Genomic DNA, 13978 nt, shown 5'->3' with positions numbered 1-13978 from the left:
CAATGGCATTTAAACCACAAATTAAGGTGCCAGCGACCTATATGCGTGGCGGCACCAGTAAAGGAGTGTTCTTTAACTTAACTGATTTACCTGAGCCTGCCCAAGTGGCAGGTGAGGCGCGCGATAACCTGTTATTACGTGTGATTGGCAGTCCCGATCCTTACCAAAAACAAACTGATGGTATGGGCGGTGCAACCTCGAGCACCAGTAAAACGGTGATTTTATCGAAAAGTACTAAAGCTGATCACGATGTTGATTATTTGTTTGGTCAAGTGGCTATCGATAAGGCGTTTGTTGATTGGAGTGGTAACTGCGGTAATTTAACTTCAGCAGTCGGGGCCTTTGCTGTGTCGAATGGTCTTGTTGATGCCAGCAAAATTCCAGAGAACGGCGTTGTTGAAGTTAAAGTATGGCAAGTCAATATTAGTAAAACCATCATAGTGCACGTGCCAATTACTAACGGTGAAGTGCAAGAAACTGGTGATTTTGAGCTTGATGGCGTGACCTTCCCAGCCGCTGAAGTGAAACTTGAATTTATGGACCCTGCAGATGGCGAAGGGGCCTTATTTCCAACAGGTAACTTAGTCGATGAGCTAGAAGTGCCGGGTATTGGTATGTTGTCTGCAACGATGATCAATGCGGGTATTCCTACAGTTTTCATTAACGCCAGTGAAGTTGGCTACGATGGCACAGAGCTACAAGAAGCCATTAACGGTGATGCATCTGCACTTGAAAAATTAGAAACGATTCGTGCCTACGGGGCGTTGAAAATGGGGCTAATTTCTCATATTGATGAAGCAAAAGCACGTCAACATACGCCAAAAGTAGCTTGGGTAGCACCAGCTAAGACGTATCATGCATCAAGCGGTAAAGTTGTCAGTGATACAGATATTGATTTAGTGGTACGTGCTATGTCGATGGGTAAATTGCACCATGCCATGATGGGCACCGCTGCGGTTGCAATAGGTACTGCAGCTGCTATTCCTGGTACCTTGGTAAACCTTGCTGCAGGTGGTGGTGAGCGTCAGGAAGTAAACTTTGGTCATCCTTCTGGCACTTTAAAAGTGGGCGCTGCTGCAACACTTGTTGATGGTAATTGGCAAGTCACCAAAGCGAGTATGAGCCGAAGTGCGCGTGTGTTGATGGAAGGCTGGGTTAGAGTGCCCGAGTAGTACTCAATAGCGTACTGATTTAATCAAAATAAAGCGGCGGTTACGCCGCTTTTTCTAATCCGTAGCACTGTTTCTTCATTCCTTCGATGAACTCGTCAAACTTGCCGCTTTGTTGCATGAGTTCTATTTCATCATTTAAATCTTGTAAAACTTTTTGCCAGTGCGGCGTTGATTTACTGACAGAAAAATAAAGCGGTTTGTACTCAAGTTTAGGCTCCAGCGCGACCAGTGATTCTAAAATTTGTCGTTTGCCGCTAATTGATAATTCAGATTTATAAACACTGGCTTTTAAGACCTCAAGATCTGCCACAATCAGGCTTACTCGGTTACTAAGTAAGAGATGAATTAGTTGGTATTCATTATTAGCGACGATTGTATCGATTTCTTTATTATCAATCATGGCATCGAGCTCTTTGGTGTTTTTATACGAACGTACTACACCAATTGGTAAATCTTTAACTGATTTTAAATCCCCATTGAATGGAATTTGAGTTCCTTTTAACGCCACGAATGATAAATCCCCACCCGGAATAGCATGACTCAAAGTGAGTAAATCGTTGCGAGTTTTATCGAGGAAATTATCTGAGATAACATCATCTTCAATAAAGTACTCAGGAAAGAGAATATCAGCGCGACCTAATTCAGCTTCTCTTACGGCGCGTGCCCACGGATAAAAGCTAATTTGCACGCCATAGCCTTTTTCAAGTAAGGAGCTTACAGCAAATTGGTAAAGCCAGCCTTTGTTGCATAAGTTTTCGTCTATGTAAGGAGGCCAATCTAAGGTGACGAGCTTTAAAACATGGTTGGCATCTAAGTTATAACCATATCCGCCGTTGAAACGCACCGCTTCTTCAGTGATGATTTCGCCATTTTTTTCAAAGCTAACAGGCGTAAGACCCGCAAGAGCTTGATATGAGACGAATAAAAAAAGCACGGTCAGTAGTTTCATAAATTTTCTAAGTTTTTGTTATTTATCTAAAGCTTAGCCTTTTGTCGTAAATATACAACCTAGGAACTGTAACAATATCTAACGGGCCTGATACGTTTTTCGATCACTTTTAACTCGATAGGAGTTGGGTGACAAAAATACTTTAATTGTATTATGATATCACTTAATGCTTTTACAGCTTAAGGATAACAACAATGATAAAACCAAGTATCTATATATCACTTCTAACAAGCTCTATGCTTGCTCACGCACAATTACCGCTTAGCGTTACAAGCCCAGATGGACAAATAACTGTAAAACTCGAAAAACAACAAAATCAGCTTGTTTATAGCGTAAATTATGGCAACCAAGAGTTTTTGCAGCAATCACAGCTTGGTTTAAATACCAACCTGGGTGATTTTTCACAAAGCCTAAAATATAAAAGCCATACAACTGCTTCAGTCAATGAAAGCTATAAGCTGCATAATGCGAAGGTGAGTGAAGTAAACTACACGGCAAATTCACTCAAAGCGCAATTTGAAAACCAAGACGGCAGAATGCTTGGCGTCGAGTTTAATGTGTCTGATAGCGATGTTGCATTTCGCTATCAAATCTCAGGGACTGAAACAGATACCCGTATCAAGGTGTTAGCTGAATACAGTGCTTTTAATTTACCAGATTCTGCAACCACATTTATAAGCCCACAAGCCTTACCTGAAACGGGCTGGATGCAAACAAAACCAAGTTACGAAGAGCCTTACACCTTTAACGAAGCCCTTGGTACACCGTCAGCGAACGGCGTGGGTTATACCTTTCCTGCATTATTTAAAAATAGCGATAAAGGCTGGTTATTAATTTCTGAAACCGGGGTTGATAGCCATTATGTTGGCTCAAAATTAAGTGAAGGCACAAAAGACGGTATTTATCGTATTTCATTTCCTCAGGCTGGCGAAAACAATGGCATAGGTGCGACTTATGCCGCTATGGCGATGCCAGCAACCACACCTTGGCGTACTATTTCGTTGGGAACGAGTTTAAAGCCAATTGTTGAATCAACCGTGGCCTTTGATTTGGTTAAACCGCTTTATCAAGCAAGCCAAGATTATAAAATGGGTCGTTCAACATGGAGCTGGATTGTTTGGCAAGACCCAAGTATCAACTACGATGATCAAATCAAATTTATCGATTTAGCTGCGTCATTAAACTTTGAATATGTATTAATCGACAATTGGTGGGATAAAAACATTGGCCGCGAGAGAATGACTGAATTGGTTAAGTACGCTAATGGTAAGGGCGTTGATGTTATTTTGTGGTACAACTCAAATGGCTGGTGGAATGACGCACCTCAAACCCCACAAAATAGAATGAACAGTGCACCTGCACGTCGAAATGAAATGGCGTGGTTGCAAAGCATTGGTGTTAAAGGGCTTAAAGTAGATTTTTTTGGTGGTGACAAACAAGAGACCATTAAACTCTACGAAGATATTCTCACTGATGCAAATCAGTATGGTTTAGTGATCACCTTTCATGGCAGCACTATCCCGCGTGGCTGGGAAAGAATGTATCCTAACTTCGTCACATCTGAAGCGGTTCTAGCATCGGAGAACCTTGTTTTTCATCAAAATTCGTTAGATTTACATGCCTATAACGCGACTATTTTACCGTTCACTCGTAATGCTATTGGCGCTATGGATTTTGCCCCAGTGTTTTTAAACAAACGCTTATCTCAAGATCAAACCGTCGGCACTATTCGTAAAACCACAGATGCATTTGAACTGGCAACAGGTGTGCTTTATCAATCACCAGTACAACATTTTGGCCTGACGCCAAATAACCTTGTAGAGCAACCTCAATTTGTTATTGATACTTTAAAGATGATGCCAACGGTATGGGATGAAACACGTTATATTGCAGGTCAGCCGGGTCAAGATGTAACGATCGCAAGGCGTCATCAGCAAACATGGTGGGTAGCAGCCGTGAATGGTGAAAATAAAGCCAAAACATTCGATATCGATTTACCTATGTTAGCGGGCAAAAAAGTCACCCTGTTGTTTGACAAAAAAGATGGCAGTGCTGGTACTAAGCAAGTCACAGTAAGTAACAGTGGCAAGTTAACCTTAAACTTATTAGCTCAAGGTGGCGCACTGATTATTGGTCGCTAACTGTGAGTTAATAGGCGATAAACAAAACCAAGTAGAGAAAAGCGAGCAGGTTGCTCGCTTTTTTTTTGACTATAGTTGCCTTACTAATTTGGGCGTGCTAGATTTCGTTGGGTGTGGTGATGTACTACACCGCTTTGAGGACGACCTTAAAGTTGTTATTTAAATTCGGGGACGACCCCATAAAGAGGTCGACCATGAATTGGATCCTACTTATTGCTGCTGGCTTACTTGAAGTCGCTTGGGCTTATGGCCTAAAACAATCAAACGGTTTTACTAAACCACTCATTTCATTCTTTACAATTTTAACCATGGCTGCGAGCTTCTATTGCTTAAGCGTGGCGCTTAAATCATTACCACTCAGTTTGGCTTATGCAGTTTGGGTAGGTATCGGCGTAATTGGCTCTGCAATTATTGGCATGACGCTATTATCAGAAGGCGTAAGCCTATTAAAAATTGCCAGCTTACTGCTGATTGCCCTTGGAATTATTGGTTTGAAACTCGCCAATTAGTGTTTGAATAAAAATCCGATAGGCTGTTGCTCTATCGGATTTTGGGTCTAGATCAAATGCAATTTGGGATTTATTAATTAGTGTAATTTTTTATAATCAACGACGACTTGCTGTTGTACGCCAAGGCCTTCAATGCCAAGGGTAACTGTGTCGCCGTCTTTTAAGTAAACCGGTGGAGTTTGCCCTAAACCCACACCTGGTGGCGTGCCGGTAGAGATAACATCACCCGGTTGTAAACTCATAAATTGGCTGAGATAACTAACTATAAACGCTGGATCAAACACCATGGTTTTTGTGTTGCCGTTTTGGTATTGGGTATCGTTCACCTTTAACCACATATCTAAATTAAGTGGATCCGGAATTTCATCTTTGGTGACTAACCATGGGCCAAGTGGGCCAAATGTGTCACAGCCTTTCCCTTTATCCCACTGTGAACCGCGTTCTAGCTGGAAGTTTCGTTCAGACACATCGTTACACACACAATAACCAGCAATGTAATCATAAGCGTTTTCTACATCGACATACGAGGCGTGTTTACCAATTACAATGGCAAGTTCAACTTCCCAGTCTAGCTTTTTGCTATTTTTAGGCTTGATTATATTGTCGTTAGGGCCGCTAATCGCGCTGGTGGCTTTGCTAAATACTTCAGGCTCATTGGGAATAGCCATGCCAGATTCTGCAGCGTGATCAGCATAGTTTAAGCCAATACAAATAAACTTACCTACATCAGCAATACATGAACCGATACGCACCGGCTCTTCAATAAGCGGCAAGGTGTTTAAGTCGATTTGACTAATAAAATTGAGTGTTACTGGTGATAAAGCTTGGCCATTGATGTCTTTGAGCACGTTACTTAAACAACGTAGCTTACCATCGCTATCAATGATGCCGGGTTTCTCTTGGCCAAAAGGGCCGTATCTTAGTAGTTTCATGATGATTCTCTTTACTTCTATTAGTTATTCAAGGTGACGAAACCGCCATCAATGGGAAAATTACTGCCGGTAATAAAGGCTGCATCATCGGAGCAGAGGTAATCGACCAGTCCGGCAATTTCTTCTGGTTTGCCCATACGACCTATAGGTTGACTTTTGGAGAGCTTTTCAAACATTTCAGCTTGATTATCTGGGTAACTTTGGGCTAAAAAATTATCAACAAATGGGGTGTGCACTCGACCAGGCGCAATGCAGTTACAGCGGATGCCATCATTTATATAGTCTTTTGCAACGGAATAGGTCATGGTCAATACCGCGCCTTTCGTCATTGAATATGCAAACCTGTGAGCAATACCGACTGATGATGCAACCGAAGCAAGGTTAATAATGACGCCGCTTTTTCGAGATTTCATGCTCTCGATAGCTGCATGAATACAGTTATAAACGCCTTTAACATTAATGTTATACAGTCTGTCCAAATCAGCTTCTGTGGTGTTTTCGATATTGCCGATATGGGCAATACCGGCGTTGTTAACCAAAATATCAATGGGGTAGTGCTTGGTAATCGTATTAAATAACTCGTGAACTTGTTGATGGTTTGCAACATCGACGGCGTACGCATCGGCACTGCCATTGTCACGAAGAATTTCATCTTTCACTAAGTTTGCAGCGTCAAGGTTTAAATCAACCACCATGATATGAATGTCACGTTTTGCCAAGCGTAAACAGATACTTCGCCCGATGCCGCTTCCACCACCGGTTACTAGGGCAATTTTTTTTGTGTTTTGCTGGGTCATAAAAAATCCTTAACTGGGGGAATTAAAATAATCGGTAAAGTCTTTTGGCATTATCGGACCAAATCTTTCGCTGCTCAGAGACTGGTAGAACACTTATCAGCACATCGCTGATGTAATGCCAGTCGGTATAACAGCCATTCATGTTAACCACTGGCCAGTCGCTGCCCCATAAAATTCGGTTGGCACCAAATAACTGATAAATGAGTTCAAAGTAGGGGCGATATGTATCGATATCGACACAATCAGCCTGTGCTTGTGACATAAGCCCGGAAAACTTAATCGAGACATTTTTTAAGCATGCAAGTTGATAGAGCATGTCTTCCCAATGTTCAGATTTTGGCTTTGTTAAATCTGGTTTAGCCAGATGATTAATAACGATGTTTAGATGAGGATGCTGCTTAGCAATAGTGAGTACGTGCGGTAAGTGACACTCATGCACTAGGGCATCAAAACAGAGCTTATGCGCCGCTAAAAATTGGAAAATTGGTGTAAATTTAGGGTTTAAGATCCAATCAATTTGCTCAATGTCTTGCAGCATCGGCCGTACACCTTTGAAGTAAGGATCTGCTGCAAATAAGTTTAACTGTCTTAGAGCGTTTGTATCGGTAAAGTCGACCCAACCAACAACACCTGCAATAAAACTGTAGGACTTAGCAAGTTTCAGTAAAAAACGCGTTTCATCATGTGAGTCGGCCGCTTGCACCACAATAGTATTAGCAATGTCATTAATAGCAAGGGTCGTAGTGAGCCTTTCTGGTAAATAATCTTGATAAAGCACAGTTAAATCTTCACTTAACCAGCGATAGTCGCCACGGCTCAATTGCCAAAAATGTTGATGGCTATCTATTTTCTTAATCGGGTTGAGTGTGCTGATTGTGTTCATGATGCGTCTCCGCTTTCTGGCGTCGGTGCATGCTGTGCAATGAGACCCGCTGTTTTTAAATCTTGCCAAAACTGGTTCGGGATAACCTGATTAAATAATTCGACGGTTTTGTGCACCCGATTTTCGTTACCAAGCCCAGGTATAACCGAGGCAACGGCGGGATGCGCGAGTGGAAACTGTAAAGCTGCAGCTGCTAATGTGACATTATGATCAACACAAACAGCTTCAATTTTGGCGACTTTGTCGATGATTTCTTGTGACGCTGGTTGATAGTTGTAGTAAGGGTTTTGAAAATGACGAACGCCCGTAGCTAATATTCCCGAGTTATAGGGGCCACCTAAGATAATAGACGCACCATGCTCTATACATGCAGGTAAAAAATCATCGAGAGGTTGTTGTTCTAATAGCGAATAACGACCAGCTAATAAAAAGCAATCGAACTGACCAATTGCCATTGCACGTTGACATATTTCAACTTCGTTAACCCCTAAACCGACAGCCTTAATTTGCCCACTTGTTTTGAGCTCTTCTAACGCTCGGTAGCCGCCTTGCTCAAATTGCATAAAATAAAAGGCATCTCGCTCGGCGTGTGTATCAACGCCTAAATCATGTACGAGTAAAATATCAATTTCAGCTAAACCTAAACGTTGTTGGCTATCTTCAAAAGAGCGCATAATGCCATCGTAGCTGTAGTCATATTGGGCATCAAAAGGCATTGGCGTAGCAAAGCCATGACGCAGCTGCGTTACATCAGCATGGGGATCAGGTTTGATCAATCTGCCAACCTTGGTTGATAGAATATACTCTTTTTTACCAAGACCCCGCAGGGCATCACCAACACGACGTTCACTTAAACCTGCACCATAGCGAGGGGCGGTATCGAATAATGAAATGCCCACATCAATTGCTGCAGTTAAGGTGTTTTTAGCTTCTTCATCGCTCACTGCTTGATATAGGTTACCCATAGAGGCCGCGCCAAAACCGAGGGTTGAAACCTCAATGCCGGTTTGTCCAAGCGGACGCGTTTTAAATGTGTTTTTCATAACCTACCTCTTAAGCAGTTTGTGTTACTTCACCAAAAAATCGGGTAGTTCAGATACAGTGGCGCAACCTAATTGGTTCATGATCTGGGTGATTTGCATCATCAAGGCATTGATGGTGTGAATGCCGCCTTTATCGCCAAGGGCACCCACGCCATATACAAAGGGTCTGCCTAAGAATGTAAAGTCAGCACCGCTTGCAAGTGCACTCACAATGTTTGTTCCACTACGAAGCCCGCTATCCATAAAAATTTTGATGTCTTTTGAATACTTGGCAGCGACTGTTTGCAGTGGTTTGACGGGAGATTCACCGGCATCTAGCTGACGCGCGCCATGGTTTGACATAACAACCCCATCTGCGCCGAGCGCAATGGCCGCTTGTACATCAGACTCATTAATCAACCCTTTAATGATCAAAGGCCCTTGCCATAAATCGCGAATCGGTTTTAAACCTTCCAGATCAACGCGGCCCATGACAGTTTTATTCATAAAAGCTGCCAGCTCATCGGTAGGCATATTTTTTGGCATATACGGCTTGAGCGTTTCCATTTCTGGCTTGCCAGCAAGGGCGGTTTCATAAAGCCAGCGGGGTCTTGCTAGCATCTGCAGAATATTAGACAACGTCATCTTAGGTGGCATGGCTAGACCATTTCGAATATCACGTGGTCTGTAGCCAAAGGTAGGCACATCAACTGTGACCACTAGCACAGGGTAATGAGCTGCTTTGATGCGACTGAGTAAATCGAGCCTAATCTTTTCATCGGTTGGGTTATAAAGCTGAAACCACGCATGGCCTTGTGATACTTCTGCGATTCGTTCAAGGCTAGATGACGAAACCGTGCTTAACACATAAGGAATGTTTTTTTCAGCGGCGGCTTTAGCAAGAATCTCAGGGGCTTTTGGCCACATTAATCCTTGTAAACCAACAGGCGCAATACCAAATGGGGCCGCGTAAGTATGACCAAATAACTCGACAGTTTGGCTGCTACCTGTAAATGGCTTGAATAGCTCACTGCGTAATTGCACACTATTGATGTCATCTCTATTTCGTTTTACACCATGCTCTTGCATACAACCGCCTTCAAGGTAATCGAAGGCAAAGCGAGGAATTCGTTGCTTGGCTTTTTTCTTAAGGTCGGCAACGTCTGGGTAAAGGTGGTTAAAGTAATTGCTCATGATGAATTCCTCAGCTTTATTTCAAGCACGCAGGCCCAATGCTATCGAAGGTTTTATACGTTAATAAAAACTCTTGATGTCCCATTTGCTCTGATTTGGTTTGTTCACCATTGCCAACTCGAACAATCAACTCAAAAATCTCATCACCCACTTGTTTAACAGTTTTACTGCCTTCAATAACAGCGCCGGCATTTATATCCATATCATCACTGAGATTTGCATAGGTTTCTGGGTTGGCGCAGATTTTAATAACCGGTGAAATGGCAGAACCAACAACAGAGCCGCGGCCTGTGGTAAATAAGGTGATATGAGCTCCTGAGGCTATCATTTCGACAATTTCTTGGTTGTCTGAAATATTCGGAAAACCAAACATAGGTTCGCCATCGGGAACCACATCCATTAAGAACAAGCCTTTTTTATTTGGCTTTTCTCCTGGTTTGATAATGCCGTTTATTTGCGATGCGCCAGACTTGGCATAGGCGCCCATTGATTTTTCTTCTTGAGTTGTTAAACCGCCTTCCGCATTGCCTGGGGCAAAACTGCCATAGCCCATTTTGGTGTAGTAATTTTCTGCTTTGACAACACAATTAATAAGTTGCTTGGCTAATTCAGGACTTTCGGCTCGATGAGCCATGATTTGCTCACAACCGACAAGTTCACCGGTTTCTTCAAAAATGCAGGTTGCATCCGCGCTAATTAATCGGTCAAAACATTTACCAACTGCCGGGTTTGCGCTTATGCCACTGGTACCATCAGAGCCACCGCAAATAGTACCAATGACAAGCTCATCGAGATGCATGTACTCAATTGGGCATTGAGCAAGTTGCTCAAGCATGATTTGGCTTTGGGTAATGCCTTTGGCAATGGTGTTTTTGGTGCCGCCATTTTGTTGGATCACTAGGGTATTGACTGGGCGACCAGACTCAGCAATCGCATCGCTCAAGTACTCACGATTAAAACCTTCACAGCCTAGTGATACTAATAAAACACCGCCCACATTAGGGTGGGTGCAAATGTTTTTCATCATCGCCAGGGCATAGTTATTTGGGTAGCAGCCCGGAAAACCGATTAGTTGCACATCTGGATGATCCATCTTATTGACGATAGAGCGTGCCACATGGTGTGCGCACTCAACCAAATAAACCACAACTAGGCTATTTCGAATGCCTTTTGAACCATCGTTTCTTAAATAGCCGCGCATATTATTCTCCCGTTACAGAATGGCGAGTGTGACTGGCAATGTAGTCACTTTTCATATTGTGAAGATGAACATGTTGGCCCGTTTTTATTGCTTCAGTCGCAGAGCCAATTGAAGCCCCATACTTTAAAATCTGCTCACCAGCAGCAATATCTTGGCAGGCAATTTTGTGTCCGATGGTGACACTTGAATCGAGTGTTATTACCTGATTTGCAATGTTAATTTGTTCGCCTTTTTGCGCCGATTGGCAGCAAACAATGACATTATCGTGTGGGTGTAACTGTACAAATTTATTCTCAGCCATAGCCATCTCACGTTGTTAATCTGCAACGATTTGAAAAATGAATTTCTTTGTAAAATATGTTTGGGTATGAAGTGAGTCAACGCGTTTAGCGCGTATTTTAAACAGGTTTTTGTATATGAAATTTTGGCTGTAGCGATGTTTTATGTTTAATCATTTGTACAAAAATCACTCTGGCTGATGGTGATTTTCTACATGAAATATGTGTGTCTATATAAACTGGTTTGACATTGTTTGAATCGATTTTACATGGCATAGCGAGTAATCAGTGAGCCTTGTATTAAAACAACAGGCTTGTTTATGAACACACACAAAAGAACACACACGAAACGTAACAAGGACCGCGTCGTATCAAATGACATGCTGATCCCTTTTATTTTGGTTGCGGCACTATTTCCGCTTTGGGGTTTTGCAAACGATATAACCAACCCTTTAGTTAAAGCATTTAAAGATATTTTCTTGATCTCAAACACACAAAGCAGCTTGGTGCAATTTGCGTTTTATTTAGGCTATGGAGTGATGGCAATTCCTGCTGCGTTGTTTATTCGACGCTTTAGTTATAAATACGGCATCGTTTTAGGGCTTGGTCTTTATTCTGTTGGGGCTTTATTGTTTATTCCAGCAAGTATGTATGGCGAGTTTAACTATTTTCTTGCGGCATTATGTATCTTGACCTGTGGTTTAGCGCTGTTAGAGACAACGGCAAACCCGTATATTTTATCAATGGGTAGCCCACAAACTGCAACCAAACGACTTAATTTAGCGCAAGCATTTAACCCATTAGGCTCTTTACTTGGCATGTTTGTGGCCTCAAACCTGATTTTAAATAATCTTCATGTTGCAAAGTTTCGCGCAGAAGAAAAAGCAGCACATCCCGAGTATGCGCAAATGCTACCTTCGGTTGTCGATGGTAAATTAACCGATGCACTACAGCAGTTTGCTGTAACCAATCCTGTACAACACCAACTCATGCAAAGCGCTGATTTAGTGACTATTCGCACTCCGTATGTGGCAATTGCATTGGTTGTGATCTGTTTATTGTTTGTTTATTTGTTTTATCGGTTGCCGAATACACAGCTCATGGCATCAGATAAACGCGATCAAGCATTAAAGCCTTTATTTATAAAGCTCATAAACAACAAACCCTATCGTGAAGGGGTAGTAGCACAGGTGTTTTATGTGGGTGCTCAAATTATGTGTTGGACCTTCATTATTCACTACGGCATGGCTGAAGTAGGGCTAAGTGCAGCCGAGGCGCAGCATTTTAATATTATTGCTATGCGCTTTTTTCTTGCGAGCCGATTTTTATGCACCTACCTACTTAATTGGTTTAAAGCGGGGTTGTTATTAATGTGGTTTGCAATAGCCGGTGCGAGCTTGATGTGTTTGGTGGTTTTTATCGGCGGTGAAGTAGGGCTCTACTCTTTGGTCGCCACCTCTGCCTGTATGTCTTTAATGTTTCCAACTATTTATGGCATTGCGCTAAATGGCTTAAAAGCAGATGCCAGTATTGCCTCTGCGGGGCTGGTAATGGCAATGGCTGGCGGGGCATTAATGCCACCATTACAAGGGATGATTATTGATGCGAACCCCATTGCCTTTTTAAGTGCTGAACAAGCGTCATTTTTATTACCTATGCTGTGTTTTGTTGCAATTACGATTTTTGCGTATCGTGTTGTATTTATTCATAAACAATAAAAGGAGAGTCGGATGCAGTACTGCCTTACATTAGAGCTAAAAAACGACCCAGAGCTTATAGCTACCTACGAGCAATACCATAGCCCTAAGCAAGTTTGGCCTGAAGTCATAAGTGCTATTCGCGATTCAGGAATTACAGACATGGCGATTCATCGTGTTGGCACAACCCTTATCATGATACTGCAAACCGATGATTCATTTAGCTTTACAGAAAAAGCAAAACAAGATGCAATGAACCCAAAGGTGCAACAATGGGAGCGCCTAATGGAGCAGTTTCAGAACGTGGGAAGCAATAATCAACAAAGTAAGTGGCAGTTAGTAGAGAGGATATTTTCGCTAGGGGAACAGGTGGGTTAGTTTCCGAATATAAGTTTCGAGGGGCTAGTTTCAAGTTACAAGTTTCAAGGGGTTAGGTGCTAGGTGTTAGGTACTAGGTACTAGGTGCTAGGTGTTAGGAGCTAGGGTAGACCGAGTGGGTTCGAACCACTGATTTTGGCGTGGGTCATAGAGAGCGGTAGTGATCTAACCAACTGAGCTACAGATATTTTAAATTTGGAACATTAATAATTGGTACGACCGAGTGGATTCGAACCACCGATTTCGGCGTGGGTCATAGAGAGCGGTAGTGCTCTAACCAACTGAGCTACAGATATTTTAAATTTGGAATATTAAGAAATTGGTACGACCGAGTGGATTCGAACCACAGACCTTTGTACCGGGCCATTAAGAATGGTAGTGCTCTAAAAAACTGAGATATAGAATAATTAAAACTAAGAAAATTAGAATTGGTACGACCGAGTGGATTCGAACCACCGACCCCTACCATGTCAAGGTAGTGCTCTAACCAACTGAGCTACGGTCGTACTGAGATGTTAAAATCAAGAGTGGTACAACCGAGTGGATTCGAACCACCGACCTTTGGACCGGGCCGTTAAGAGTGGTAGTGCTCTTTCCTTTGGTTATACCTAAATCATGGTACAACCGAGTGGATTCGAACCACCGACCTTTGGACCGGGCCATTAAGAGTGGTAGTGCTCTTTCCTTTGGTTATACCTAAATCATGGTACAACCGAGTGGATTCGAACCACCGACCCCTACCATGTCAAGGTAGTGCTCTAACCAACTGAGCTACGGTTGTATTTTGATTTAAAACTGTTGTTAGCGTGGCTAAACAACGGAGGC

Annotated in this window: 13 protein-coding genes and 2 tRNA genes; 5 read left to right on the top strand and 10 right to left on the bottom strand. The window is 42.5% G+C overall.

Going from position 1 to position 13978, the window contains the following annotated elements; genetic code table 11:
* Window positions 1-2 precede the first annotated feature (2 nt).
* Window positions 3-1172 (top strand): 2-methylaconitate cis-trans isomerase PrpF, encoded by a 1170-nt coding sequence (gene prpF, locus C2M25_RS08570; protein WP_105180899.1) that lies wholly within the window; start codon window positions 3-5, stop codon window positions 1170-1172.
* Window positions 1173-1212: 40 nt separating this feature from the next.
* Here prpF and C2M25_RS08565 read toward each other — a convergent pair whose 3' ends face one another.
* The gene (locus C2M25_RS08565; RefSeq protein WP_105180898.1) at window positions 1213-2121 is read right to left on the bottom strand and encodes a substrate-binding periplasmic protein; all 909 of its coding nucleotides are present in this window, start codon (window positions 2119-2121) and stop codon (window positions 1213-1215) included.
* A 194-nt stretch (window positions 2122-2315) separates the two neighbouring features.
* Between C2M25_RS08565 and C2M25_RS08560 the strand changes: the two genes are divergently transcribed.
* A complete protein-coding gene (locus C2M25_RS08560) occupies window positions 2316-4262 on the top strand; it encodes a glycoside hydrolase family 97 protein (protein WP_105180897.1) in 1947 nt (648 codons plus the stop codon).
* 194 nt (window positions 4263-4456) lie between these two features.
* The gene (locus tag C2M25_RS08555) at window positions 4457-4771 is read left to right on the top strand and encodes a DMT family transporter (RefSeq protein WP_062565271.1); all 315 of its coding nucleotides are present in this window, start codon (window positions 4457-4459) and stop codon (window positions 4769-4771) included.
* A gap of 77 nt (window positions 4772-4848) precedes the next feature.
* Here the strand turns inward: C2M25_RS08555 and C2M25_RS08550 are convergent, their stop codons facing one another.
* From C2M25_RS08550 to C2M25_RS08520, 7 genes are read right to left on the bottom strand one after another with little or no spacing between them, the layout of a single operon-like run.
* Window positions 4849-5703 carry a fumarylacetoacetate hydrolase family protein gene (locus tag C2M25_RS08550; RefSeq protein ID WP_063704947.1) on the bottom strand — a complete coding sequence of 285 codons (855 nt, stop codon included), beginning with the start codon at window positions 5701-5703 and terminating at the stop codon, window positions 4849-4851.
* 20 nt (window positions 5704-5723) lie between these two features.
* Window positions 5724-6500 (bottom strand): SDR family NAD(P)-dependent oxidoreductase, encoded by a 777-nt coding sequence (locus tag C2M25_RS08545; protein WP_105180896.1) that lies wholly within the window; start codon window positions 6498-6500, stop codon window positions 5724-5726.
* Between the two features lie 22 nt (window positions 6501-6522).
* Entirely contained in the window at window positions 6523-7383 is an 861-nt protein-coding gene (locus C2M25_RS08540) for an amidohydrolase family protein (RefSeq protein ID WP_105180895.1), read from the bottom strand.
* Window positions 7380-8426 (bottom strand): aldo/keto reductase, encoded by a 1047-nt coding sequence (locus C2M25_RS08535; protein WP_105180894.1) that lies wholly within the window; start codon window positions 8424-8426, stop codon window positions 7380-7382. Before C2M25_RS08535 ends, C2M25_RS08540 begins: the two co-directional genes overlap by 4 nt.
* 24 nt (window positions 8427-8450) lie before the next feature.
* The gene (locus C2M25_RS08530) at window positions 8451-9599 is read right to left on the bottom strand and encodes an alpha-hydroxy acid oxidase (protein ID WP_105180893.1); all 1149 of its coding nucleotides are present in this window, start codon (window positions 9597-9599) and stop codon (window positions 8451-8453) included.
* A gap of 16 nt (window positions 9600-9615) precedes the next feature.
* A complete protein-coding gene (locus C2M25_RS08525) occupies window positions 9616-10800 on the bottom strand; it encodes a UxaA family hydrolase (RefSeq protein ID WP_105180892.1) in 1185 nt (394 codons plus the stop codon).
* 1 nt (window position 10801) lies between these two features.
* Complete coding sequence (locus C2M25_RS08520) at window positions 10802-11101, bottom strand: UxaA family hydrolase (RefSeq protein WP_082874096.1); 300 nt, start codon at window positions 11099-11101, stop codon at window positions 10802-10804.
* Between the two features lie 297 nt (window positions 11102-11398).
* Between C2M25_RS08520 and fucP the strand changes: the two genes are divergently transcribed.
* The gene (gene fucP, locus C2M25_RS08515) at window positions 11399-12796 is read left to right on the top strand and encodes an L-fucose:H+ symporter permease (protein WP_105180891.1); all 1398 of its coding nucleotides are present in this window, start codon (window positions 11399-11401) and stop codon (window positions 12794-12796) included.
* A gap of 12 nt (window positions 12797-12808) precedes the next feature.
* On the top strand, window positions 12809-13153 hold the full coding sequence (locus C2M25_RS08510) for an L-rhamnose mutarotase (protein WP_105180890.1): 345 nt from the start codon (window positions 12809-12811) through the stop codon (window positions 13151-13153).
* Window positions 13154-13582: 429 nt separating this feature from the next.
* Here C2M25_RS08510 and C2M25_RS08505 read toward each other — a convergent pair.
* Together C2M25_RS08505 and C2M25_RS08500 are read right to left on the bottom strand one after the other, a co-directional pair.
* Window positions 13583-13659, bottom strand: a tRNA-Val gene (locus C2M25_RS08505).
* A gap of 198 nt (window positions 13660-13857) precedes the next feature.
* Window positions 13858-13934 (bottom strand) — tRNA-Val (locus tag C2M25_RS08500).
* Window positions 13935-13978: the final 44 nt, after the last annotated feature.

This window comes from Pseudoalteromonas sp. T1lg21, assembly GCF_002964625.1.
Taxonomy (GTDB): domain Bacteria; phylum Pseudomonadota; class Gammaproteobacteria; order Enterobacterales; family Alteromonadaceae; genus Pseudoalteromonas; species Pseudoalteromonas gelatinilytica.
The sequence above is the reverse complement of the archived record's forward strand: the minus strand, read 5'-3'. Positions and strand labels throughout refer to the sequence as shown.